General features: G+C 63.4%; 21 protein-coding genes. 14 read left to right on the top strand and 7 right to left on the bottom strand.

Going from position 1 to position 23,160, the window contains the following annotated elements; all coding sequences use genetic code 11:
* Nucleotides 1-2: 2 nt before the first annotated feature.
* Nucleotides 3-407 (bottom strand): translation initiation factor 2, encoded by a 405-nt coding sequence (locus WMW70_RS06555; protein ID WP_341436712.1) that lies wholly within the window; start codon nucleotides 405-407, stop codon nucleotides 3-5.
* A gap of 53 nt (nucleotides 408-460) precedes the next feature.
* Complete coding sequence (locus WMW70_RS06550) at nucleotides 461-760, bottom strand: YciI family protein (RefSeq protein ID WP_341436711.1); 300 nt, start codon at nucleotides 758-760, stop codon at nucleotides 461-463.
* Nucleotides 761-911: 151 nt separating this feature from the next.
* Between WMW70_RS06550 and WMW70_RS06545 the strand changes: the two genes are divergently transcribed.
* From WMW70_RS06545 to rluB, 6 genes are all read left to right on the top strand, one after another.
* The gene (locus WMW70_RS06545) at nucleotides 912-1,775 is read left to right on the top strand and encodes a PHP domain-containing protein (protein ID WP_341436710.1); all 864 of its coding nucleotides are present in this window, start codon (nucleotides 912-914) and stop codon (nucleotides 1,773-1,775) included.
* Between the two features lie 13 nt (nucleotides 1,776-1,788).
* A complete protein-coding gene (locus WMW70_RS06540) occupies nucleotides 1,789-2,415 on the top strand; it encodes an L-threonylcarbamoyladenylate synthase (protein WP_341436709.1) in 627 nt (208 codons plus the stop codon).
* Between the two features lie 126 nt (nucleotides 2,416-2,541).
* Complete coding sequence (locus tag WMW70_RS06535; RefSeq protein ID WP_341436708.1) at nucleotides 2,542-3,756, top strand: tryptophan--tRNA ligase; 1,215 nt, start codon at nucleotides 2,542-2,544, stop codon at nucleotides 3,754-3,756.
* A gap of 148 nt (nucleotides 3,757-3,904) precedes the next feature.
* Nucleotides 3,905-4,603, top strand: coding sequence for a segregation and condensation protein A (locus tag WMW70_RS06530; RefSeq protein WP_341437042.1), 699 nt, complete (start codon nucleotides 3,905-3,907; stop codon nucleotides 4,601-4,603).
* A 2-nt stretch (nucleotides 4,604-4,605) separates the two neighbouring features.
* Entirely contained in the window at nucleotides 4,606-5,397 is a 792-nt protein-coding gene (gene scpB / locus WMW70_RS06525; RefSeq protein ID WP_341436707.1) for an SMC-Scp complex subunit ScpB, read from the top strand.
* Between the two features lie 245 nt (nucleotides 5,398-5,642).
* Nucleotides 5,643-6,869, top strand: coding sequence for a 23S rRNA pseudouridine(2605) synthase RluB (gene rluB / locus WMW70_RS06520; protein WP_341436706.1), 1,227 nt, complete (start codon nucleotides 5,643-5,645; stop codon nucleotides 6,867-6,869).
* A gap of 60 nt (nucleotides 6,870-6,929) precedes the next feature.
* On the opposite strand, the gene WMW70_RS06515 is transcribed toward rluB, so the two are convergent.
* The 5 genes from WMW70_RS06515 to WMW70_RS06495 form a co-directional block, all read right to left on the bottom strand.
* Nucleotides 6,930-7,856 carry a GGDEF domain-containing protein gene (locus WMW70_RS06515; RefSeq protein ID WP_341436705.1) on the bottom strand — a complete coding sequence of 309 codons (927 nt, stop codon included), beginning with the start codon at nucleotides 7,854-7,856 and terminating at the stop codon, nucleotides 6,930-6,932.
* 215 nt (nucleotides 7,857-8,071) lie between these two features.
* Nucleotides 8,072-8,812, bottom strand: a complete 741-nt coding sequence (locus WMW70_RS06510) for a YciK family oxidoreductase (protein WP_341436704.1) — start codon at nucleotides 8,810-8,812, stop codon at nucleotides 8,072-8,074.
* 101 nt (nucleotides 8,813-8,913) lie between these two features.
* Nucleotides 8,914-9,585, bottom strand: coding sequence for an N-acetylmuramic acid 6-phosphate phosphatase MupP (gene mupP, locus WMW70_RS06505; protein ID WP_341436703.1), 672 nt, complete (start codon nucleotides 9,583-9,585; stop codon nucleotides 8,914-8,916).
* 5 nt (nucleotides 9,586-9,590) lie between these two features.
* A complete protein-coding gene (ubiG, locus tag WMW70_RS06500; RefSeq protein WP_341436702.1) occupies nucleotides 9,591-10,289 on the bottom strand; it encodes a bifunctional 2-polyprenyl-6-hydroxyphenol methylase/3-demethylubiquinol 3-O-methyltransferase UbiG in 699 nt (232 codons plus the stop codon).
* Nucleotides 10,290-10,414: 125 nt separating this feature from the next.
* Entirely contained in the window at nucleotides 10,415-11,734 is a 1,320-nt protein-coding gene (locus tag WMW70_RS06495; RefSeq protein WP_341436701.1) for a TRZ/ATZ family hydrolase, read from the bottom strand.
* Between the two features lie 159 nt (nucleotides 11,735-11,893).
* Here WMW70_RS06495 and mtnA point away from each other — a divergent pair, with 159 nt between their 5' ends.
* The 8 genes from mtnA (at nucleotide 11,894) to cmk (ending at nucleotide 23,122) form a co-directional block, all read left to right on the top strand.
* Nucleotides 11,894-12,970 carry an S-methyl-5-thioribose-1-phosphate isomerase gene (gene mtnA / locus WMW70_RS06490; protein WP_341436700.1) on the top strand — a complete coding sequence of 359 codons (1,077 nt, stop codon included), beginning with the start codon at nucleotides 11,894-11,896 and terminating at the stop codon, nucleotides 12,968-12,970.
* Between the two features lie 244 nt (nucleotides 12,971-13,214).
* A complete protein-coding gene (gyrA, locus tag WMW70_RS06485; protein ID WP_341436699.1) occupies nucleotides 13,215-15,983 on the top strand; it encodes a DNA gyrase subunit A in 2,769 nt (922 codons plus the stop codon).
* A gap of 90 nt (nucleotides 15,984-16,073) precedes the next feature.
* On the top strand, nucleotides 16,074-17,159 hold the full coding sequence (gene serC / locus WMW70_RS06480; protein ID WP_341436698.1) for a 3-phosphoserine/phosphohydroxythreonine transaminase: 1,086 nt from the start codon (nucleotides 16,074-16,076) through the stop codon (nucleotides 17,157-17,159).
* A complete protein-coding gene (pheA, locus tag WMW70_RS06475; RefSeq protein ID WP_341436697.1) occupies nucleotides 17,159-18,265 on the top strand; it encodes a prephenate dehydratase in 1,107 nt (368 codons plus the stop codon). The genes serC and pheA overlap by 1 nt, the downstream gene beginning before the upstream one ends.
* Nucleotides 18,266-18,469: 204 nt before the next feature.
* Nucleotides 18,470-18,844 (top strand): endonuclease domain-containing protein, encoded by a 375-nt coding sequence (locus WMW70_RS06470; protein ID WP_341436696.1) that lies wholly within the window; start codon nucleotides 18,470-18,472, stop codon nucleotides 18,842-18,844.
* 245 nt (nucleotides 18,845-19,089) lie between these two features.
* The gene (gene hisC, locus WMW70_RS06465) at nucleotides 19,090-20,199 is read left to right on the top strand and encodes a histidinol-phosphate transaminase (RefSeq protein WP_341436695.1); all 1,110 of its coding nucleotides are present in this window, start codon (nucleotides 19,090-19,092) and stop codon (nucleotides 20,197-20,199) included.
* Nucleotides 20,200-20,231: 32 nt separating this feature from the next.
* Nucleotides 20,232-22,439 carry a bifunctional prephenate dehydrogenase/3-phosphoshikimate 1-carboxyvinyltransferase gene (locus tag WMW70_RS06460; protein ID WP_341436694.1) on the top strand — a complete coding sequence of 736 codons (2,208 nt, stop codon included), beginning with the start codon at nucleotides 20,232-20,234 and terminating at the stop codon, nucleotides 22,437-22,439.
* Complete coding sequence (gene cmk / locus WMW70_RS06455; protein WP_341436693.1) at nucleotides 22,436-23,122, top strand: (d)CMP kinase; 687 nt, start codon at nucleotides 22,436-22,438, stop codon at nucleotides 23,120-23,122. Before WMW70_RS06460 ends, cmk begins: the two co-directional genes overlap by 4 nt.
* The last annotated feature ends 38 nt before the right edge of the window (nucleotides 23,123-23,160 follow it).

The raw sequence follows: 23,160 nt of genomic DNA, 5'->3' as shown, positions 1-23,160 counted from the left end.
GATCAGTTCAACCACTCTCGGCGCGAACGCCGTTTGCCGCGCAGCAAAGCCCCGATGATAACCCCGAGCAGGCTGGCCCCGGCCCCTACGGCAAACCACATCTGCTGTTCGCTGAGCAGTTGTTGCGGAGCCTGGGCCTGGACCTTCTTGAGTTGCAGCTTGAGGCGCTGATTTTCCTGGCGCAGGCGTTGCAACTGCACGCTCTCGCGTTCGCCGTCGTTGGCTTGCAGTTCGGCAGCCATGGCGTCGCGCTGCTCCTCGCTGATGGCTAGGCGCTGTTCCAGGCTGTCGATCTGCACCTGGGCAGCGGACGCTGGCACCGCCGCTGGCTGCGGCGGGCTTTGCTCGGCCTGCACGGCACCAGGTAGCGACAGAGTCATTAGCAGAATCAGCGAGCCTGGACGCATCGGAACTCCTGTTGGTACTTATTGTTATGGGACATTCGGCGTGGCGGCCGGTCTCAGGGCAGGACCAGCTTGAACGGCTTGACCTGGACCGCGGCATAAACCCCGGCCGCGCGATAGGGGTCGGCATCGGCCCAGCTCTGTGCGGCGCTCAGGGAATCGAATTCGGCCACGATCAGGCTGCCGGTAAAGCCGGCCGTGCCCGGGTCGTTGCTGTCCACGGCAGGGTGCGGGCCGGCCAGTATCAGGCGGCCTTCGCTTTTCAGCTGTTCCAGCCGGGCCAGATGGGCGGGGCGGGCGCTGAGGCGGTTTTCCAGGGAGTTTTCCACATCGGTGGCAATGATGGCGTAGAGCATTTTGGTCCTTAATCGTGGGCGGCACAGGGGGCCATGTGCGGGGAGAAAAGCAGCCCGGCCAGGCAAAGTCGAGGAAATATTGGCGCAGGCCAGCATGAATCCATATCTGCCGGCATAATAACAAACATAAATTACCGGGAAAGTGCCCCTTATGGATGTCGATCTGCATTGCCACAGCACCGCTTCGGATGGCGCACTTGCGCCGGCTGTGGTGGTGGCGCGGGCGTTTGAGCGAGGGGTGCGTTTGCTGGCCCTGACCGATCACGACACCCTCGATGGCCTTGATGAGGCCGGTGCCGCAGCGCAAGAACTGGGCATGCAACTGGTCAATGGCATCGAACTGTCCTGCACCTGGGGCGGGGCGACCATCCATGTGCTGGGTTATGCTTTCAACCGCGATGCCCCTGCGCTGCAGCAGGCGATTGCCGAATTGCACGAAGGCCGCTGGTTGCGCGCCGCGGAGATCGGCAAACGCCTGGAAGCCAAGGGCATGCCGGGGGCGCTGGACGGCGCACGGGCCATGCAGCAGGAGCTGGGCGACAGCGGCAATGCCCCGGCGCGGCCGCATTTCGCCGATTTTCTGGTGCGCAGCGGTTATGTCAAAGACCGCGCCGAAGCGTTTCGCAAATGGCTGGGCTCGGGCAAGCTGGGCGATGTCAAGCAGCACTGGCCCGAGTTGGCTCAGGCCGTGGATACCCTGCGCCGTGCCGGTGCCTGGGTCAGCCTGGCGCATCCCTGGCAGTACGACTTTACTCGAAGTAAAAGACGCAAGTTGATCGCCGACTTTGTCGGTGCCGGCGGGCATTCCCTGGAGGTGGTCAACGGTATGCAGCCGGCCGAACAGGTCGGCAGCCTGGCGATTCTGGCGCGTGAATTCGGCATGTTCGTCACCGCGGGCAGTGATTTTCACGCACCGGGTCAGTGGTCAGAGTTGGGCGTATACCGCCCGGTTCCCGAGGATCTACCGCCCCTTTGGGCACGGTTCCAGCATGTCCAGCAGCCTACTGCAATCTGAACAGGGTTTTAGTGTGAGTCAGTTCTTCCAGATCCATCCGGAAAATCCGCAGTCGCGCCTGATTAAACAGGCGGTGGCGATCATCAGGGCTGGCGGTGTGGTGATCTATCCGACCGATTCCTCCTATGCGGTCGGCTGCCATATCGGCGACAAGAACGCGGTGGAGCGTATCCGCCGTCTGCGCCAGCTGGACGACAAGCACAACTTCACTCTGGTGTGTCGCGACCTGTCGCAGCTCAGCACCTTTGCCAAGGTCGATACGGCGGCCTTCCGCCTGCTCAAGACCCATACACCCGGGCCCTACACCTTTATCCTCAACGCCACCCGCGAAGTGCCACGCATGCTGTTGCATGCCAAGCGTCGCACCATCGGCCTGCGGGTACCCAGCCACCCGATCGCCATGGCGCTGCTGGAGGAGTTTGGCGAGCCGCTGATGAGCGTCAGCCTGATCCTGCCAGGCGAAGACCTGCCGATGAGCGATCCTTACGAGATGCGCCAGATTCTCGAACACCAGGTCGATCTGATCATCGATGGCGGCTTCGGCGGGTTGGCGGCTTCCACCGTGGTCAGTCTGGTGGATGACGAGCCGGAAATCATCCGGGTCGGTTGCGGCGATCCAACGCCTTTCGTCGAGGCCTGAGTGCCACGCCGCAAGGCGTTGCTCCTGTGGCGATGCATGGTTGGGCGGTGCCCGCGTCGTTTTTCCCGCAGCGACGGCGAGCCTCGCTATACTTTGCCCCCTGTCGATTCGTATAGGTAACCTGGTTTGAGTCTTGTTGATTCCGAGCGCCGTGTGCTGTCCGGCATGCGTCCCAGCGGCCGCCTGCACCTTGGTCACTACCATGGTGTGCTGAAAAACTGGGTCAAGATGCAGCACAGTTACGAGTGCTTCTTCTGCATCGTCGACCTGCATGCCCTGACCACCGACTACGATGAGGTCAGTTCGCTGTCCCAGCGGGTGATGGACATGGCGGTGGACTGGCTGGCGGCCGGCGTCAGCCCCAGCTCGGCGACCCTGTTTATCCAGTCCCAGGTGCCCGAGCACGCCGAACTGCACCTGCTGCTGTCGATGATCTGCCCGCTCAGCTGGCTGGAGCGGGTGCCGTCCTACAAGGAACAGCAGGAGCAGTTGCACGGCAAGGACCTGGGCACCTTCGGTTTTCTCGGCTATCCCCTGCTGCAGGCCGCGGACATCCTGCTCTACCGCGCCGGTGTGGTGCCCGTGGGCAGCGATCAGCTGGCGCATATCGAGTTCGCCCGCGATGTGGCACGTCGCTTCAATCACCTTTACGGGCGTGAGCCGGGTTTCGAAGACAAGGCCGAGGCGGCCATCGTCAAACTGGGCAAGAAAACTGCCACGCTCTACAACAATCTGCGCAAGGCTTATCAGGAACAGGGTGATGTCGACTCCCTGGAGACCGCCCGCGCCCTGCTCAAGGATCAGCAGAGCATGACCCTGGGCGACAAGGAGCGGCTGTTCGGGTACCTGGAAGGCGGCGGCAAGGTGCTCCTGCCCGAGCCTCAGCCCTTGCTGAGCGAGTCGCCGAAGCTGCTGGGCCTGGATGGCAGCAAGATGTCCAAGTCCAACAACAATGCGATTTTCCTGCGCGATAGCACAAACGAGGTCGAGGACAAGATCCGCCGCATGCCCACGGATCCGGCGCGGGTACACCGCGGCGACCCCGGCGAGCCGGCGCTCTGCCCGGTGTGGCCGATGCACCAGTTGTACTCCAGTGAGGCCACCTGCGCCTGGGTGCAGCAGGGTTGCAAAAGCGCCGGTATCGGCTGCCTGGAGTGCAAGGCCCCGCTGATCGAGGCCGTGCAGAACGAGTTGAAGCCCTTGCAGGCGCGAGCCCTGGATTATCAGGACAGCCCCGACCTGGTGCGTCAGATACTCGCCGAGGGGGCCGAACGGGCACGTTCCGAAGCCCGCGAAACCCTGAGCGAAGTGCGCATGGCCCTGGGGCTGAATTACCGCTAAGTCCGCCAACGAGAGCCCCATGTCCAGTCCGCCATCGCAGGAAGCCGTCGATACCCAGGCCGGTGCTCAGCAGGAGCTGCCGTTCGCCCTGGTCTATGGTCAGGCGGTGACCGAGATGCCGCTGGACCTGTATATCCCGCCCGATGCCCTGGAAGTCTTTCTGGAAGCCTTCGAAGGGCCGCTGGATCTGCTGCTCTACCTGATCCGCAAGCAGAACATCGACGTGCTGGATATCCCGGTGGCGGAAATCACCCGCCAGTACATGGGTTATGTCGAGCTGATGCAGTCGGTGCGCCTGGAGCTGGCCGCCGAGTACCTGGTGATGGCGGCCATGCTCGCCGAGATCAAGTCGCGCATGTTGCTGCCGCGTTCCAGTGAAGCCGAGGTCGAAGAGGACGATCCGCGCGCCGAGCTGATCCGTCGTCTGCAGGAATACGAACGCTACAAGGCCGCCGCCGAAGGCATCGATGGCCTCACCCGGGTTGGCCGCGACCTCACCGTGCCGCGTCTGGAGGCTCCCGAAGCTCGGGCGCGCAAGTTGCTGCCGGATGTCAGTCTGGAAGAGCTGCTGCTGTCCATGGCCGAGGTGCTGCGCCGCGCCGACATGTTCGAAAGCCACCAGGTGACCCGTGAGACGCTGTCCACTCGCGAGCGTATGAGTGAAGTGCTGGAGCGCCTAAAGGGCGGCGGTTTCGTGCCCTTTGTCGCGCTGTTCAGGGCGGAGGAAGGCAAGCTGGGGGTGGTGGTAACCTTTATGGCGGTACTCGAGCTGATCAAGGAATCCCTGGTCGAGCTGGTACAAAACGAGGCCTATGGGCCAATCCATGTGCGTGCGCGGGCTGAATAAGCATGAATCTCAATGAACCCCGTGAACTGGCCAGCCTGCTCGAAGCCTTTCTGCTGGCCTCCGGCAAACCGCAGTCGCTGGAGCGCCTGTATGAGCTGTTCGAGGAGGCCGAGCGGCCGGAACCGGCGGTCTTCAAGAAGGCGCTGGCGCACCTGGGCAAGTCCTGCGAAGGGCGCGCCTTCGAGCTTATCGAAGTGGCCTCCGGTTACCGTCTGCAGGTGCGTGAGCGTTTCGCGCCCTGGGTTGGCCGGTTGTGGGAAGAGCGCCCGCAGCGCTACTCGCGGGCCATGCTGGAGACCCTGGCGCTGATCGCCTACCGTCAGCCCATCACCCGCGGCGAGATCGAGGATGTGCGCGGTGTGGCGGTCAACAGCCATATCGTCAAGACCCTGCTGGAGCGCGAGTGGATTCGCGTGGTGGGTTATCGCGATGTGCCGGGCAAGCCTGCGATGTTCGCCACCACCCGGCTGTTTCTCGACCATTTCAACCTGAAAAGCCTCGACGAACTGCCGCCCCTGGCCGCCCTGCGTGAGCTGGAGCCCGAACCGGTATTGGCCTTCGACGATGAGCAGGAAGCCCCGCAAGGCCTGCAGGCCCGCGCCGATCTGGCCCTGGCCGATGAGCCAGCGCTGGAGGCAGGCGAGGAAACCAGCTTCAGCAGCCTGCTGGCCGAGCTGGACTCGATGGAGCAGGGCCTGAAGACCGACTTCGACGATCTGCCCGAGCAGGACGATGAGTTTGAGGATGCCGAGGCACCTCAGCAAAGCCTGGATAAAGAGCAGCTGCCTGACTGAGAGGGCCTTAGGATCAGCGGTAGCCCGGATAAGCCCTGGCGCAATCCGGGATGGCAGCTCTCCGGATTTCATCCGGGCTGCGGTAACGGGCTAGTACCTAGGCACCGATTGTCGCAAAGGCTGACGACTGTTCATCTGCAAGCTAGCCTCAAACCGTGCTAATCGGCCGGCTTTCGCGTATGCTCCGCGCCCCTTCGACGACTTGAGTCGTCCAATCACCAAAGAAAACACCGGGAGGTGCCCAGATGAGTGAATCCGAAGAATACAGCCCAGCAGGCGAAAAACTGCAGAAAGTCATGGCGCGCATGGGCCTGGCTTCACGCCGTGAAATCGAAGCCTGGATCACCGCCGGCCGCGTCAAGGTCAACGGCGCAGTCGCCAGCCTCGGCGTGCGCGTCGACCTGCATGATGCAATCGCCGTCGATGGCAAGGTGATCCGCCGCGAAGAAGCCGCCGAGAGCGTGCGCCGCGTGATCATCTATAACAAGCCCGAAGGCGAGATCTGCACCCGTGACGACCCGGAAGGCCGTCCGACCGTGTTCGACCGTCTGCCACGGCCGAAAGAAGGCCGCTGGATCAATATCGGCCGCCTCGACATCAACACCACCGGTCTGCTGATGTTCACCACCGACGGTGAGCTGGCCAACCGCCTGATGCACCCGTCTTACCAGATGGACCGCGAGTACGCCGTGCGCGTGCGTGGCGAAGTCGACGAAGAGATGATCGAGCGCCTGAAAGCTGGCGTGATGCTCGAAGACGGCCCGGCCAAGTTCACCGATATCAAGGAAGCGCCGGGCGGCGAAGGCTTCAACCACTGGTATCACTGCGTGGTGATGGAAGGCCGTAACCGTGAAGTGCGTCGCCTGTGGGAATCCCAGGGTCTGGTGGTCAGCCGTCTGAAGCGCGTGCGTTTCGGCCCGGTATTTATCACCTCGGACCTGACCATGGGCCGCTGGCGCGAAATGAGCCAGCGCGAAGTGGATATCCTCAGCGAGGAAGTCGGCCTCAAGCCGGTGGCCCTGCCGGATATGAAGGAAAAGACCCGCGACAAGATCGACCGTCTGCAGCGCAAATCGGCCAAGCCGGTGGGCCGCGCCGCGCGTCCGGAGCGGACCCTGCGTCCGGCCCATGCTGGCGCGAGCGAGGGTGACCAGGGTCGCGGGCGTGCACCCCGCGGCGAAGGCGCGGAGCGGGGCGAGCGTGTGCAGCGTACGCCGCGCGCGCCGCGTGCCGAGTCGGGGCGTGAGCCGCAGGGTCGTGGTCAGGCGGGTAAAGGCACGCCAGTGGCCGAGCGGCCGCGTGACGTCAACAAGAAGCGTCCAGCCAAGCCCGGCGCGCAGCCGCGTCCTGCGGTGGCCTTGACCGAGCGTCCGGCGCGCAAGCCGGCCGGTGCGCCGGTCAAGCGTCGTAGCCAGCCCACCAGCGAGGGCCAGCGCCCTGGTTTTGGTCGTGGTAGCCGCAAGCCCGAGTAACAACGGGTGCTGTAAAACAAAAGGCGACCCTCGGGTCGCCTTTTTGCATATCCGTGCTAGTCAGCCAGCCATGGACAGGCGGTTACGGCCTTCGCGCTTGGACACGTAAAGCGCACTGTCGGCCCGGCGCAGCAGGCTTTCCATGGACTCGCCCGGCAGTAGGCTGGCGCAGCCGAGGCTGATGGACAGGTCGATGGTGCGGTGCTCCACCAGGTACTGGATGCCCATGACCGCCATGCGCAGGCGTTCTCCGACTATGGAGGCGGCTTCGCGGCTGGTATTGGAGAGCAGCACCAGAAACTCTTCGCCGCCATAGCGGAACACCATGTCGACATTGCGCAGGCTGTCTTTCAGGGCATTGGCCACGGCCTTGAGTGCCTCATCGCCAATGCTGTGGCCGTGCTGGTCGTTGATCTGCTTGAAGTGGTCGATATCCACCATCAGTACCGACAGCGGCTGCAGGTTGCGCCGCGCCATGTCGACCTCACGCTGCAGGGTCTGGGTCATGGCCACGCGGTTGCCGGTTTCGGTCAGCGGGTCGCGCAGTGCGGTCTGCAGGGCGGTGCGGTAGAGCAGGGCGTTGCGCAGCGGGAACAACAGGCTGGCCAGCAGGGATTCGAGCTGACCGAGTTCGTCTTCGCTGAAACGGTAGCTGCGGCGGAAGGTCAGTTCACCGAGGTATTCGCCCTCGTGGTTGAGGCGGTAGCCGGCCGAGTGGTTGGCGCGTTCGCCCAGATCCAGGCGTAGATCGCAGGAGGCCAGCTGGTAGCTCAGGGCGCTGAGCGGCACCAGGCGCTGCACGGCGTCGAAAAACAGTTCGAGAATCCGCTCGGTTTCCAGGGAGGTCTGCAGCTGCAGGCTCAGTTGCTGACGCAATTGCGCCAGGCTGACCGGCTTGAGAGTCTTTTGCGCCCTGCTGGCATAGCCAAGACGCTGCAACTTGGCGGCATCGAAGTCTATGGTGTTGGATTGGTTGTGCGGGGCCATTCAGCCTACCTCTTGCGCGATTCGCGACGACTGCAAGAGGTAGAGCGAATTTCATGCCAAGCGCATTTTTATAGAAAAAATGCTTTTATTTCATGGGTTTAGTTTTATGTGGCAAACGTCAGGCGGCAAGAAATTGCCGGTTGTCTGCCGCCCTTGATGGCCATTTGCCGTCGCTGGGGTCGTGGGCGCCGGAAAACCGGCGCTAGCGGTAGGGGCTACTGGGCGTCGAACGCTTGGCCATTGACGCCCGTGCTGTCCGGGCCCATCAGGTACAGGTAGATCGGCATGATGGCTTCCGGCAGCGGGTTGTTGGCCGGGTTCTCGCCCGGGTAGGCCTGGGCGCGCATGTCGGTGCGGGTGGCACCCGGGTTGACGCTGTTGGCGCGCACATTGGCAATGCCGTCGACTTCGTCGGCCAGTACCTGCATCAGGCCCTCGGTGGCGAACTTCGATACCGCGTAGGCACCCCAGTAGGCACGGCCTTTACGGCCGACGCTGCTGGAGGTGAACACCACCGAGGCGTCGGCCGAGAGCTTCAGCAGCGGCAGCAGGGTGCTGGTGAGCATAAACATGGCGTTGACGTTGACCTGCATGACACGCATGAAATTGTCGCCGGACAGCTGCTCCAGGGGCGTGCGCGGGCCGATGATCGAGGCGTTGTGCAGCAGGCCGTCGAGGCGACCGAATTCGTTCTCGATCATCGCCGCCAGTTCGTCGTACTGGTGCGGCAGGGCGGTTTCCAGGTTGAACGGGATCACTGCCGGCTGTGGGTGGCCGGCCGCTTCGATGGCGTCATACACCCGGCTGAGGTTTTCTTCGGTCTTGCCCAGCAGTAGCACCGTGGCCCCATGGGCGGCAAAGGTCTTGGCGGCGGCCGCACCGATCCCGCGGCCGGCACCGGTCACCAGAATCACGCGGTCCTTGAGCAGGTCGGGGCGAACGGAATAGTCGAACATGGAAACTCCTTTGGAGAGCGGCAAGCCTCAAGTGGCAAGCATCGAGTTAAAAGCCCAGGCGTGGTGATGGCGGTGGGCGCAATACTGGCGTGCGGCTGCAGTCAGCAGCTGCACAGGGCTCGTTCGAGCACGGCGCGCAATTCCAGCGGATGATCCACCACTACGTCGGCACCCCAGTTGCGCGGGTTGTCTTGCGGGTGGATATAGCCGTAGGTCACCGCGGCGGTCTTGCAGCCGGCGGCGCGGCCGGCTTCGATATCGCGCTCGTCGTCGCCGACAAACAGCGCCTCGCCTGGCTGTATGCCGATCTGGCTGCAGGCCAGCAGAAGCATCTCCGGATCGGGCTTGCTGCGGCTGACGTGGTCCGGGCAGACCAGCACCGCCGAGCGCTGTGCCAGGCCGAGCTGCTGCATGATCGGCTCGGCGTAACGCACCGGCTTGTTGGTCGCCACGCCCCAGATCAGTCTGGCCTGTTCGATCTCATCGAGCAGCTCATTTATGCCGTCGAAGGGTCGGGTCAGGACCGCGCAGTGGCGCTGATAGCGTTCGAGAAACTCCAGGCGCAGGGCCTCGAAGCCTTCGGCCTCGGGGCCCATGACAAAGTTGGCGGCGACCATGGCGCGGGCACCGCCGGAAATCTGGTCGCGGATCAGTTTGTCGTCGATCGCGGGCAGGCCGCGATCGATGCGCATGGCCTGGCTGATGGCGATAAAGTCCGGCGCGCTGTCGAGCAGGGTGCCGTCCATATCGAATAGAACCGCGCGTAAACGCATGCGCCCTACGCCTCCTTGAGAGTCTGGATCATGTAGTTGACGTCGACGTCCGCTTCCAGCTTGTAGCGCTTGGTCAGCGGGTTGTAGGTCAGGCCGATGATGTCCTTGACCTCAAGGCCCGCTGCGCGGCTCCAGGCTCCCAGTTCCGAGGGGCGGATAAACTTCTTGAAGTCATGGGTGCCGCGCGGCAGCAGGCGCAGCAGGTATTCGGCCCCGATCACGGCAAACATATAGGCCTTGGGGTTGCGGTTGATGGTGGAGAAGAACACCTGGCCGCCGGGCTTGACCATGCGGTAGCAGGCGCGGATCACTGACGCTGGGTCCGGTACGTGTTCGAGCATTTCCAGGCAGGTGACCACGTCGAACTGCTCCGGCATTTCCTCGGCCAGGGCCTCGGCGGTGATCTGCCGGTATTCGACGCTGACGCCGGATTCGAGCTGGTGCAGTTGGGCCACCGCCAGCGGCGCTTCGCCCATGTCGATACCGGTCACGCTTGCACCGCGCAGGGCCATGGATTCGCTGAGAATGCCGCCGCCGCAGCCGACGTCGAGGACCTTCTTGCCGGCCAGGCCGACGCGCTCGTCGATCCAGTTGACCCGCAGCGGGTTGATGTCGTGCAGCGGCTTGAACTCGCTTTCGCGGTCCCACCAGCGATGGGCGAGGGCTTCGAATTTGGCGATTTCGGCGTGGTCGACGTTGCTCATATAGATCCCTGAATCAGGCTGCGGCGAGAGGCTCATGTTGCCAGTTTCGCCGGGTGGGTTGGGCATCTGATGTGCGCCCAATGTATGTCAGTTTGTCGCAGTGCCCGCATTCTCCGGGCTGGCTGTCACTTACCGGCGATCTTTGCTCCCCAGGCGCGAGCGTTGGCGATAATTCGCTGTTCGTCCAGGCGGGTCAGTTGACCTCCGTCGAGCAGTTGCTTGCCACCCACCCAGACATGCTCGGTGCAGGCCCGGCCGCCAGCGTAGAGTAGTTGCGATACCGGGTCGTAGACGGGTTGCTGGGCCAGGCCGTTGAGGTCGAACACCGTGAGGTCGGCGGCCTTGCCCAGCTCCAGCGAGCCGATCTGCTGGTCCAGGCCGAGGGCGCGGGCACCGTTGAGCGTGGCCATGCGCAGTGCGCTGTGGGCGTTAAGTGCCATTGCAGAGCCGGCCACGGCCTTGGCCAGCAGGGCGGCGGTACGGGTTTCGCCGAGCAGGTCGAGATCGTTGTTGCTCGCCGCGCCGTCGGTGCCGATGGCCACATTGACACCGGCCTGCCACAGCCGATCCACTGGGCAGAAGCCGCTGGCCAGCTTGAGGTTGGATTCCGGGCAGTGGATCACGCTGCTGTTGCTGGTCACCAGCAGTGCCAGATCCTCGTCGTCGATCTGGGTCATATGCACGGCCTGGAAGCGCGGGCCGAGCAGGCCCAGGCGCGCCAGGCGGGCCAGGGGCCGCTCGCCGTGCTGCTCAAGGCTCTGCTGCACCTCGAAGGCGGTCTCGTGCACATGCATATGGATGCCGGCGTCCAGCTCCTCGGCCAGTACACGGATATTTTCCAGCTTGTCGTCGCTGACCGTATAGGGCGCATGGGGGCCGAAGGCCACGCTCAGGCGCGGGTGGTGCCTGAGGTCGTCGAACAGGCCCAGGCCCTTGCGCAGCGCTTCGCTGGCGTCGCGTGCGCCGGGGATGGGGAAGTCCAGCACGGGGATGCTGATCTGCGCGCGGATACCGCTCTTGTGCACCAGTTCGCAGGCCATTTCCGGAAAGAAGTACATGTCCGAAAAGCAGCTGATGCCGCCCTTGAGTTGCTCGGCGATGGCCAGCTCGGTGCCGTCCTGGACGAACTGTTCGTTGACCCACTTGGCCTCGGCCGGCCAGATATGCTGCTCCAGCCAGATGTTCAGGGGCAGGTCGTCGGCCAAGCCGCGAAACAGGGTCATGGCGGCATGCCCGTGGGCGTTGATCAGGCCCGGCGTGAGCAGGCGGCCGGGCAGTTCGAGCACCTGCAGGGCGGCGTGCTGGAGCGCTTCGGCGCGCGGTGCGATCAGGGCGATGCGGCCACCACGGATGCCCAGGCCGTGCTCATGCAAGACCACGCCTGCGGGTTCTACCGGCACCAGCCAGGTGGGGAGCAGCAGCAGGTCGAGAGGGGCGTGGGGCATTAGGAGCGCTTCCGGCGGTCAGTAAAAGGGCGAGTTTATAGAGGAACGCCTTAGGCTTGAAGCTGAAAGCGCCTGCCTGGCCCGATTGCCCGAGCGGGCTGGCGCTGTTTGGCAGGCCTTGTGCGTATAATGGTCGGCTTTTTCCGGGAGGGGTGCGCCATGCGCGAGCAATTGCTAGCGGCAGAGCAGGTCAGGGCTATCGAGTGGCGCACTGGTGCGCTGCATCTGCTCGACCAGCGCGCCTTGCCTTTCGAGGAAACCTGGCTCAGTTACAGCACTGCAGCCGCCGTGGCCGAGGCCATCCGCGACATGGTGGTGCGCGGCGCACCGGCCATCGGCATCAGCGCGGCCTATGGGCTGGTGCTGGCCGTGCGTGCGCGGCTGGCGGCCGGTGGCGACTGGCGCGCGGCGCTGGAGGAGGACTTTGCCCTGCTGGCCGCCGCGCGACCGACCGCAGTCAACCTGGTCTGGGCGCTCAACCGCATGCGCGAGCGCCTGGAGCGTGTGAAAGGGGATGACGATGTCTTGGCGGTGCTGGAAGCCGAGGCGGTGGGCATTCATCAGAGTGATCGCGACGCCAACCTGACCATGGCCCAGCTCGGCGTCGAGCTGATCCGCAAACATCAGGGCAATCTGCAGAACCTGCTCACTCATTGCAATGCCGGAGCTCTGGCTACCGGTGGCTTCGGCACGGCCCTGGGGGTGATCCGTGCGGCCTATCTGGACGGTCTGGTCGAGCGCGTCTACGCCGACGAAACCCGGCCCTGGCTGCAGGGGTCGCGCCTGACTGCCTGGGAGCTGGCCGCCGACGGTATTCCGGTCACGGTGAATGCCGACTCGGCCGCCGCGCACCTGATGAAAACCCGCGGCATCACCTGGGTCATAGTCGGTGCCGACCGCATCGCCGCCAATGGCGATGTGGCCAACAAGATCGGCACCTACCAGCTGGCGGTCAATGCCATGCATCACGGCGTGCGCTTTATGGTGGTGGCCCCCAGCTCGACCATCGACATGAGCATGGAGCATGGCGATGACATTCCCATCGAGGAGCGGGCCGCCAGCGAGCTGCTGGAGCTGGGGGGTAAGCGGGTGGCTGGCGAGATCAGTGCGCTGAATCCGGTATTCGACGTGACCCCGGCGGATCTGATCGACTTCCTAGTGACCGAGAAAGGCGTAATCGATCGTCCGGATGCGGCGAAAATGGCGCAACTGATGTGCCGCAAGCGTTTGCATTGAGTTTTTCTGCGGTCACGCGCACCTAGTCGGCGCGCTGCCGCTGGGGATAGGTGCGTCGCGGCGATTGTGGTAAGCTCCGGCGGTTTTCAGGGGTGGCCATAGCGGGCATCTCAACTGCGCAGCTACATGGCATAACTCATTGATTTGTCGTGAGTCGCTGGAGGCCCGAAGGCGCAGCGACAGGCTCTGTTTCATTCAGGACGAATGGCGCGGAGTTTCACCAGAAAAAGGAACAAGGCTACTCATGGGCGAACTGGCCAAAGAAATCCTCCCGGTCAATATTGAAGACGAACTCAAGCAGTCCTACCTCGATTACGCGATGAGCGTGATCGTCGGGCGAGCGCTGCCGGATGCACGCGATGGCTTGAAGCCCGTGCACCGTCGGGTGCTGTTTGCCATGAGCGAGTTGGGCAACGACTGGAACAAGGCATACAAGAAGTCTGCCCGTGTGGTCGGTGACGTAATCGGTAAGTATCACCCCCACGGTGATACCGCGGTGTACGACACCATCGTACGGATGGCGCAGCCATTCTCCCTGCGTTACCTGCTGGTCGATGGTCAGGGTAACTTCGGTTCTGTGGACGGCGACAACGCCGCCGCCATGCGATACACCGAAGTGCGCATGACCAAGCTGGCCCATGAGCTGCTGGCTGATCTGCATAAAGAAACCGTGGACTGGGTGCCGAACTACGACGGCACCGAGATGATCCCGGCGGTGATGCCGACCAAGATCCCCAACCTGCTGGTCAACGGCTCCAGCGGCATCGCCGTGGGCATGGCCACCAATATTCCGCCACACAACCTGACCGAAGTGATCAACGGTTGTCTGGCGCTGATCGACAACGGCGAGCTGACGGTCGATGAGCTGATGCAGTACATCCCCGGTCCGGACTTCCCGACCGCGGCGATCATCAACGGTCGTGCCGGCATCATCGAGGCCTACCGCACCGGTCGCGGGCGCATCTACATGCGTGCCCGGGCGATTATCGAGGACATCGACAAGGTCGGTGGCCGTCAGCAGATCATCGTCAGCGAGCTGCCGTATCAGCTGAACAAGGCGCGTCTGATCGAGAAGATCGCCGAGCTGGTTAAAGAGAAGAAGCTCGAAGGCATCACCGAGCTGCGCGATGAGTCCGACAAGGACGGCATGCGTATCGTCATCGAGCTGCGCCGCGGCGAAGTACCGGAAGTGGTGCTGAACAACCTCTACGCCCAGACCCAGATGCAGAGCGTGTTCGGCATCAACGTGGTGGCGCTGATCGACGGCCAGCCGAAGGTCCTTAACCTCAAGGACATGCTTGAAGCCTTTATTCTGCACCGCCGTGAAGTGGTCACCCGCCGCACCGTATTCGAGCTGCGCAAGGCTCGTGAGCGTGGCCATATCCTTGAAGGTCAGGCGGTTGCCCTGTCCAACATCGACCCGGTTATCGCCCTGATCAAGGCCTCGCCGACCCCGGCCGAAGCCAAGCTGGCGCTGATTGCCACTGCCTGGGAATCCAGCGCGGTAGAAACCATGGTCGAGCGCGCCGGTGCCGACGCCTGCCGTCCGGATGATCTCGATCCGCAGTACGGCCTGCGCGACGGCAAGTACTTTCTCTCGCCGGAACAGGCCCAGGCCATCCTCGAGCTGCGTCTGCACCGTCTGACCGGTCTTGAGCATGAAAAACTGCTGGCCGAGTACCAGGAAATTCTTACCCAGATCGGCGAGCTGATCCGCATTCTCACCAGTGCCACACGCCTGATGGAAGTGATTCGCGAAGAGCTGGAAGCGGTCAAGGCCGAGTTCGGCGATGCCCGCCGTACCGAGATTCTCGACAACCGTCTGGATCTGACCCTGGCCGATCTGATCACCGAAGAAGAGCGGGTGGTCACCATCTCTCACAGTGGTTATGCCAAGAGTCAGCCGTTGCATGCCTACCAGGCGCAGCGTCGTGGCGGCAAGGGCAAGTCGGCCACCGGCGTGAAGGATGAGGACTATATCGAGCATCTGCTGGTCGCCAACAGTCACGCCACCCTGTTGCTGTTCTCCAGCAAGGGCAAGGTGTACTGGCTGAAGACCTACGAAATTCCCGAAGCCTCGCGTGCCGCCCGTGGTCGCCCGCTGGTCAACCTGTTACCGCTGGACGAAGGCGAACGGATCACCGCCATGCTGCAGATCGACCTCGAAGCCCTGCGTCAGCAGGCTCCGGAAGGCGAAGAGCAGGACGATATCGAAAGCGTGGTGGTTGAGGCCGAAGAAGTCGAAGACCTGGCCGAAGGCGATGACGCCGACGACGAAACCCCGGATGAGCCGACCGGTGCCTACATCTTTATGGCCACGGCCAAAGGCACTGTGAAGAAGACCCCGCTGGTGCAGTTCAGCCGTCCGCGCAGCTCGGGCCTGATCGCCCTCAGGCTGGACGAAGATGACACCCTGATCTCCGCTGCCGTAACCGACGGTGCCCGCGAAGTGATGATGTTCTCCGACGGCGGCAAGGTGATTCGCTTCAAGGAAAGCAAGGTCCGCACCATGGGCCGTACCGCTCGCGGTGTGCGTGGCATGCGCCTGCCGGAAGGCCAGGAAATCATCTCCATGCTGATCCCTGAAGCCGAAGCGCAGATTCTCACCGCCTCCGAGCGTGGCTACGGCAAGCGCACGGCGATGGCCGAGTTCCCGCGTCGTGGTCGTGGCGGCCAGGGCGTGATCGCCATGGTCAGCAACGAGCGTAACGGCAAGCTGGTGGGGGCGGTACAGGTGCTCGATGGCGAGGAAATCATGCTGATTTCCGACCAGGGCACCCTGGTACGTACCCGCGTCAGCGAAGTCTCCAGCCTGGGTCGTAACACCCAGGGTGTGACCCTGATCAAGCTGGCCAAGGACGAGAAGCTGGTTGGCCTTGAGCGGGTGCAGGAACCTTCCGCCGAGGACGACGAGGAGCTGCAGGAAGGCGAAGAGGGCGTTGAAGTGATTGTCGACGAAACCCTGGAAGCCTCCGACGGCGTTGTCGAAGAAGGCCCCGTCGGCGAAGAGTGATCTGCTCGGGCGGGGTGACTCGTCCGTGACAGCGTAGGATTCGGCGGTTGACGGCCAAGTCAGCCGCCCAACATTTGAGCGAGAGTGGATGTGAGCAAGCGAGCCTATAACTTCTGCGCCGGCCCAGCCGCGCTTCCTGAAGCTGTTCTGCAACGCGCCCAGGCGGAGCTCCTCGATTGGCAGGGTAAAGGCCTGTCGGTGATGGAAATGAGCCATCGCAGCGACGAGTACACCGCCATTGCCGAGAAGGCCGAGCAGGATCTGCGCGATCTGCTGGTCATCCCCAATGACTACAAAGTGCTGTTCCTGCAGGGCGGCGCGAGCCAGCAGTTCGCCGAGATTCCGCTCAATCTGCTGCCTGAAGACGGTGTCGCCGACTATATCGACACCGGCATATGGTCGAAGAAGAGCATCGAGGAAGCCAGCCGCTACGGCCGTATCAATGTCGCTGCCAGCGCCAAGGCCTATGACTATTTCGCCATTCCCGGGCAGAACGAGTGGCAGCTGTCGAAAGACGCCGCCTACCTGCACTACGCCAGCAATGAAACCATCGGTGGCCTGCAGTTCGACTGGATTCCCGAGGTCGGCGACGTACCGCTGGTGGCGGATATGTCTTCCGACATCCTTTCGCGTCCGCTCGATGTGTCGAAGTTCGGCCTGATCTACGCCGGCGCGCAGAAGAATATCGGCCCCAGCGGCCTGGTGGTGACCATCGTTCGTGAAGACCTGCTCGGCCGTGCCCGCAGCGTCTGCCCGACCATGCTCAATTACAAGGTCGCAGCCGATAACGGCTCGATGTACAACACTCCGGCGACCTTCTCCTGGTACCTCTCGGGCCTGGTGTTCGAGTGGCTGAAAGAGCAGGGCGGGGTCGAGGCCATGGAGCGGATCAACCGCGCCAAGAAAGACCTGCTGTACAAGGCCATCGATACCAGCGATTTCTACAGCAACCCGATTACGCCCAATGCTCGCTCCTGGATGAACGTGCCGTTCCGTCTGGCCGACGAGAAGCTGGATAAAGCCTTCCTCGCCGGTGCCGACGCCCGCGGCCTGCTCAACCTCAAGGGTCACCGCTCGGTCGGCGGCATGCGTGCCTCCATCTATAACGCCGTGGGCCTGGATGCCGTCGAGGCGCTGGTGGCCTATATGGCGGAATTCGAGAAGGAACACGGCTGATGACGGATCCAATCTCCGAGCAGGAACTGCAGGCCCTGCGCCTGCGCATCGACAACCTCGATGAAAAGATTCTCGAGCTGATCAGCGACCGTGCGCGCTGCGCCGAAGACGTCGCGCGAGTGAAGATGAAGGCCCTGCCGGAAGGCGAGAAGCCGGTGTTCTACCGCCCCGAGCGCGAAGCCCAGGTGCTTAAGCGCATCATGGAGCGCAACCAGGGCCCGCTGGGCAACGAGGAAATGGCGCGGCTGTTCCGCGAAATCATGTCCTCCTGCCTGGCCCTGGAAAATCCGCTCAAGGTTGCTTACCTCGGCCCAGAGGGTACTTTCTCCCAGGCTGCGGCGATGAAGCATTTCGGTCATGCGGTGATCAGCGTGCCGATGGCCGCTATCGATGAAGTGTTTCGCGAAGTGGCCGCCGGTGCGGTGAACTTCGGTGTGGTGCCGGTGGAGAACTCCACCGAAGGCGCGATCAACCACACCCTGGACAGCTTCCTCGAACATGACATGGTCATCTGCGGCGAAGTCGAACTGCGCATTCACCACCACCTGCTGGTCGGTGAAACCACCAAGACCGACAAGATCACCCGCATCTATTCCCACGCCCAGTCCCTGGCTCAGTGCCGCAAGTGGCTGGACGCGCATTACCCCAATGTCGAGCGCGTGGCGGTGTCGAGCAACGCCGATGCGGCCAAGCGGGTCAAGAGCGAGTGGAACAGTGCGGCCATCGCCGGCGATATGGCGGCCAGTCTGTATGGCCTGACCAAGTTGGCGGAGAAGATCGAAGACCGTCCGGACAACTCCACGCGCTTCCTGATCATTGGCAGCCAGGAAGTGCCGCCGACCGGCGACGACAAGACCTCGATCATCGTCTCCATGCGCAACAAGCCGGGCGCGCTGCACGAGCTGCTGGTACCGTTCCACAACAACGGCATCGACCTGACCCGCATCGAAACCCGCCCCTCGCGCAGCGGCAAGTGGACCTACGTGTTCTTTATCGACTTCGTCGGCCACCACCGCGACCCGCTGATCAAGGACGTGCTGGAAAAGATCAATCAGGAAGCCGTGGCGCTGAAAGTGCTGGGGTCGTATCCGAAGGCGGTGCTCTAAGGCAAAGCTCCCTCATCCGAACGCGGCCCGCCCCGGCCCCTCTCCCGGAGGGCGAGGGAGGCTCGATCACGGCGCTTTTCGAATAGTGTCCGGTCAGCTAGATCTTGCGCAGGCTTAAAGTCACAGCGCTTGTCTCCCCCTCTACCTCCGGGAGAGGGGCCGGGGTGAGGGAAGGGGCATAACAGATAAATTAAGGAGGCAAGGATGCCATCCCGACATAAACCATTACCCGCGTGGCACAAGCAACGCGCCCGCGAGCTACGTGCTACTGCGACGGATGCCGAGTCCTTACTCTGGCATCACCTGCGTTCGGGGCAATTGGATGGCCTCAAGTTCCGCCGCCAGCACCCGATGCCGCCTTATATCCTCGACTTCTACTGCGAGGCGGCAAAGCTGGTGGTGGAGCTGGACGGTAGCCAGCACGGCGAAGAGGTCGATGCCCGGCGGACATTGAGCCTTGAGGCGCAAGGGGTTATGGTGCTGCGTTTTTGGAATGATCAGGCGCTTAGGGAAACAGTGCCGGTCCTGCAAGAGATTTATCGGGTGGCGATGGAGCGTGTGGCGCTTTTGCGGGAATAGAGTGCAGTCGCGGCCCTCACCCCCGGCCCCTCTCCCGAGGGAGAGGGGAGTTTGACTGCAGCGTGCTTGTAATCGCATCTGGTCAGCAGAATTCGGCTGCGCAGCGCGGGTTCCAAGTCACAGCGCTCGTCTCCCCTCGCCCTCTGGGAGAGGGGCTGGGGGTGAGGGAGGGGCGCAACGCAAAACTCAAACCGAGTGGCCCCTGGCGCGCGACTCAAGAATTGGCTGTATCGAAGAGGCAAGCAATGAGCTGTGATTTCCTCGCCCTGGCCCAGCCAGGCGTACAAAAGCTGTCGCCCTATGTGCCGGGCAAACCGGTGGACGAGCTGGCCCGTGAGCTTGATCTGGATCCGGCCAGCATCGTCAAGCTGGCCAGCAACGAAAACCCCTTGGGCCCCAGCGCCAAGGCGTTGGCGGCGATCCGCGGCGAGCTTGCCGAGCTGACCCGTTACCCCGATGGCAATGGCTTCGAGCTGAAAAGCCGTCTGGCCGCGCGCTGCGGCGTGCAGATCAGCCAGGTCACCCTGGGCAATGGTTCCAACGACATTCTCGACCTGGTCGCTCGCGCCTACCTGGCCCCCGGCCTGAACGCGGTATTCAGTCAGTACGCCTTTGCCGTTTACCCCATCTCGACCCAGGCCGTAGGCGCTCAAGGCAAGGTGGTGCCGGCCAAGGACCATGGCCACGATCTCGAAGCCATGCTGGCGGCCATCGACGCCAATACCCGCGTGGTGTTTATCGCCAACCCGAACAACCCGACCGGTACCTGGTTTGGCTCCGACGCGCTGGAGCGCTTTCTTGCCCGCGTGCCGCAGAGCGTGCTGGTGGTGCTCGATGAGGCCTATATCGAGTACGCCGAAGGCGATGAGTTGCCGGATGGCCTCAAGTACCTGGCCCGCTATGACAACCTGCTGGTCTCGCGCACCTTCTCCAAGGCCTATGGCCTGGCGGCGCTGCGGGTCGGCTATGCGCTCAGCTCGGCGCAGATCGCCGATGTGCTCAATCGTGTCCGTCAGCCATTTAACGTCAACAGCCTGGCCTTGGCGGCGGCGTGCGCGGCGCTGGATGATGCCGATTACCTGGCGCAAAGCCGTCAGCTCAACGATGCCGGCATGGCGCAGCTGGAGGCCGGCCTTCGCGAGCTGGGTCTGAGCTGGATACCCTCGAAAGGCAACTTTATCGCCGTGGACTTTGGCCGTGATACCGCCGCGATCAACCAGGCGCTGTTGCACGAGGGCGTTATCGTGCGCCCGGTGGCCGGTTACGGTATGCCGAATTTTCTGCGGGTTTCCATCGGTCTGCCGGCGGAGAACGCACGCTTTCTCGAGGCCCTGGCCAAGGTGCTGAGCGCGTGAGTGCAGCGAAGTCGTCTGTTGCAGCTGCGCCCATGATTGGTCGCCTGCTGGTGATCGGTCTGGGGCTGATCGGTGGCTCTTTCGCCAAGGGGCTGCGCGAGCGCGGTCTGTGCCGCGAAGTCGTGGGCATGGATCTGGACCCCGAGTCGCGTCGTCTGGCGGTGGACTTGGGTGTGGTGGATCGCTGCGAAACTGATCTGGCTACCGCCTGTCAGGGTGCCGATGTGATCCAGTTGGCGGTGCCCATTCTGGCCATGGAAAAACTGCTGGGCGAACTGGCCGCGCTCGACCTGGGGCAGGCCGTGCTCACCGATGTCGGCAGTGCCAAGGGCAATGTGCTGCGCGCCGCGCGCCAGGCCTTTACCGGCAAAGCGGTGCGCTTCGTGCCTGGGCATCCGATTGCCGGCTCCGAGCAGAGTGGGGTGGAGGCGGCCAATGGCAAGCTGTTCCGCCGCCACAAGGTGATTCTCACGCCCTGCGAGCAGAGCGACGAGCAAGCCCTGGCCCTGGTCGACAGTCTGTGGCGCGAGCTGGGCGCGGATGTCGAGCATATGGAGGTCGAGCATCACGACCAGGTGCTGGCCGCGACCAGCCACCTGCCGCACCTGCTGGCCTTTACCCTGGTGGACTCGCTGGCCAAGCGCAGTGAGAACCTGGAGATTTTTCGTTACGCCGCTGGCGGTTTCCGCGACTTTACGCGGATCGCCGGCAGCGACCCGGTGATGTGGCACGACATCTTCCTCGCCAACCGCGAGGCTGTGCTGCGCACCCTGGATGTATTTCGCGACGACCTCGACGCCTTGCGTGAGGCGGTCGACGCAGGGGATGGGCATCAACTGCTGGGCGTGTTTACCCGCGCCCGGGTTGCCCGTGAGCATTTCGGCAAAATTCTGGCCCGCAGGGCTTATGTGGACGCTATGCACTCGAATGATCTGATTTTCCTGGCCAGCCCTGGCGGCAAACTCTCCGGGCGTATTCGCGTACCGGGTGACAAATCCATGTCCCATCGCTCGATCATGCTCGGCTCCCTGGCCGAGGGTACTACCCAGGTTGAAGGCTTCCTCGAGGGTGAGGATGCGTTGGCGACCATTCAGGCGTTTCGCGATATGGGCGTGGTCATCGAGGGCCCGCATCACGGCCGCGTGACCGTGCATGGCGTTGGCCTGCATGGTCTCAAGGCACCGGCTGGCCCGCTGTATATGGGCAATTCCGGCACCTCGATGCGCCTGCTCTCGGGTCTGCTGGCCGCGCAACCCTTCGACACCACCCTGACCGGCGATGCGTCGCTGTCCAAGCGCCCGATGAATCGCGTGGCTAAGCCGCTGCGGGCGATGGGCGCGGTGATCGAGACCGGCCCCGAAGGCCGGCCGCCGCTGACCATTCGTGGCGGCCAGCGCCTGACCGGTATGGATTACGAAATGCCCATGGCCAGTGCCCAGGTCAAATCCTGCCTGCTGCTGGCGGGTCTGTATGCCGGCGGTACCACCTCGGTCACCGAGCCGGCACCGACCCGTGACCATACCGAGCGCATGCTGCGCGGCTTCGGCTACCCGGTAACGGTCGAGGGCAGCACCGCCAGCGTCGAGTCGGGCCACAAGCTGACGGCTACCCATATCGAAGTGCCGGCGGATATTTCCTCGGCGGCCTTTTTCCTGGTCGCCGGCAGCATTGCCGAGGATTCCGAGCTGGTGCTGGAGCATGTCGGCATCAACCCGACCCGCACTGGTGTGATCAGTATTCTCAAGCTGATGGGCGGCGATATCACCCTGGAGAACCAGCGTGAAGTCGGTGGTGAGCCGGTGGCGGATATTCGCGTGCGCAGCGCCAAGCTGAAAGGCATCGATATCCCCGAAGACCTGGTGCCCCTGGCCATCGACGAGTTCCCGGTGCTGTTCGTCGCCGCCTCGGTGGCCGAAGGCCGCACCGTGCTGCGCGGTGCCGAAGAGCTGCGGGTCAAGGAATCCGACCGTATCCAGGTCATGGCCGATGGTCTGATCGCGTTGGGCGTCAAGGCCGAGCCGACCCCGGATGGGATTATCATCGAAGGTGGCAGCCTTGGTGGCGGCGAAGTCTGGGCTCACGGCGATCACCGTATCGCCATGGCCTTCAGTGTCGCCTCGCTGCGTGCCACCGCGCCTATTCGCATCCACGACTGCGCCAACGTCGCCACATCCTTCCCCAACTTCCTGGCGCTGTCGGCCCAGGTCGGTCTGCGGGTCGCGGAGGAGGGTAAGGCATGATCGTCGCTCCGGTTATCACCATCGACGGCCCCAGCGGTTCGGGCAAGGGCACCATCGCCGGCCTGCTGGCCAAACAGCTGGGCTGGAACCTGCTGGATTCCGGTGCGCTGTATCGCCTGCTGGCCTTCGCAGCGCGCAACCATGGCGTCGACCTGACCAACGAAGAAGCGATGAAGCTGCTCGCCGCTCATCTGGATGTACAGTTCGTCGCCGGCGGCGGTGGGCACGGCCAGCGCATCATTCTCGAGGGCGAGGAAGTCACGGACGCCATTCGCAACGAGCAGATCGGTGCCGGGGCTTCCCTGGTGGCCTCCCTGCCGGCGGTGCGTGAGGCGCTGCTGACGCGTCAGCAGGCGTTTCAGGAAATGCCCGGCCTGGTCGCCGATGGCCGCGACATGGGCACCGTGGTATTTCCCGACGCGCCGCTCAAGGTGTTTCTCACCGCCAGCGCCGAGGAGCGTGCGCGCCGGCGCTACTTGCAGTTGAAGAATAAGGGCGATGATGTTAATCTCGCGAGTCTTCTTGATGAGATTCGGGCGCGCGATGAGCGTGATACCCAGCGCGCAGTGGCTCCGCTTATACCGGCAGCCGATGCGATCCAGCTGGATTCCACCGAGCTTTCCATCGAGCAGGTCATGGAACGTATTCTGAGTGAAGTCGCCAATCGCGACCTCGCCGGATAACAAGAGCCCCGGCTGCTTAAGTCGGTCAGCTCGCAAGG

The organism is Pseudomonas sp. XK-1 (assembly GCF_038069885.1).
GTDB lineage: Bacteria > Pseudomonadota > Gammaproteobacteria > Pseudomonadales > Pseudomonadaceae > Aquipseudomonas.
Note: the sequence above shows the minus strand (reverse complement) of the source record. Positions and strands in the feature narration are given on the sequence as shown.

Excerpts from the sequence above, each read along its gene's own strand:
- scpB (WP_341436707.1), top strand. The coding sequence starts at position 4,606 with ATGAATCTCAATGAACCCCGTGAACTGGCCAGCCTGCTCGAAGCCTTT.
- WMW70_RS06555 (WP_341436712.1), bottom strand. The coding sequence starts at position 407 with ATGCGTCCAGGCTCGCTGATTCTGCTAATGACTCTGTCGCTACCTGGT.
- WMW70_RS06515 (WP_341436705.1), bottom strand. The coding sequence starts at position 7,856 with ATGGCCCCGCACAACCAATCCAACACCATAGACTTCGATGCCGCCAAG.
- mtnA (WP_341436700.1), top strand. The coding sequence starts at position 11,894 with ATGCGCGAGCAATTGCTAGCGGCAGAGCAGGTCAGGGCTATCGAGTGG.
- mupP (WP_341436703.1), bottom strand. The coding sequence starts at position 9,585 with ATGCGTTTACGCGCGGTTCTATTCGATATGGACGGCACCCTGCTCGAC.
- WMW70_RS06510 (WP_341436704.1), bottom strand. The coding sequence starts at position 8,812 with ATGTTCGACTATTCCGTTCGCCCCGACCTGCTCAAGGACCGCGTGATT.
- WMW70_RS06495 (WP_341436701.1), bottom strand. The coding sequence starts at position 11,734 with ATGCCCCACGCCCCTCTCGACCTGCTGCTGCTCCCCACCTGGCTGGTG.
- gyrA (WP_341436699.1), top strand. The coding sequence starts at position 13,215 with ATGGGCGAACTGGCCAAAGAAATCCTCCCGGTCAATATTGAAGACGAA.
- hisC (WP_341436695.1), top strand. The coding sequence starts at position 19,090 with ATGAGCTGTGATTTCCTCGCCCTGGCCCAGCCAGGCGTACAAAAGCTG.
- rluB (WP_341436706.1), top strand. The coding sequence starts at position 5,643 with ATGAGTGAATCCGAAGAATACAGCCCAGCAGGCGAAAAACTGCAGAAA.
- WMW70_RS06545 (WP_341436710.1), top strand. The coding sequence starts at position 912 with ATGGATGTCGATCTGCATTGCCACAGCACCGCTTCGGATGGCGCACTT.
- pheA (WP_341436697.1), top strand. The coding sequence starts at position 17,159 with ATGACGGATCCAATCTCCGAGCAGGAACTGCAGGCCCTGCGCCTGCGC.
- WMW70_RS06470 (WP_341436696.1), top strand. The coding sequence starts at position 18,470 with ATGCCATCCCGACATAAACCATTACCCGCGTGGCACAAGCAACGCGCC.
- ubiG (WP_341436702.1), bottom strand. The coding sequence starts at position 10,289 with ATGAGCAACGTCGACCACGCCGAAATCGCCAAATTCGAAGCCCTCGCC.
- WMW70_RS06550 (WP_341436711.1), bottom strand. The coding sequence starts at position 760 with ATGCTCTACGCCATCATTGCCACCGATGTGGAAAACTCCCTGGAAAAC.
- WMW70_RS06460 (WP_341436694.1), top strand. The coding sequence starts at position 20,232 with ATGATTGGTCGCCTGCTGGTGATCGGTCTGGGGCTGATCGGTGGCTCT.
- cmk (WP_341436693.1), top strand. The coding sequence starts at position 22,436 with ATGATCGTCGCTCCGGTTATCACCATCGACGGCCCCAGCGGTTCGGGC.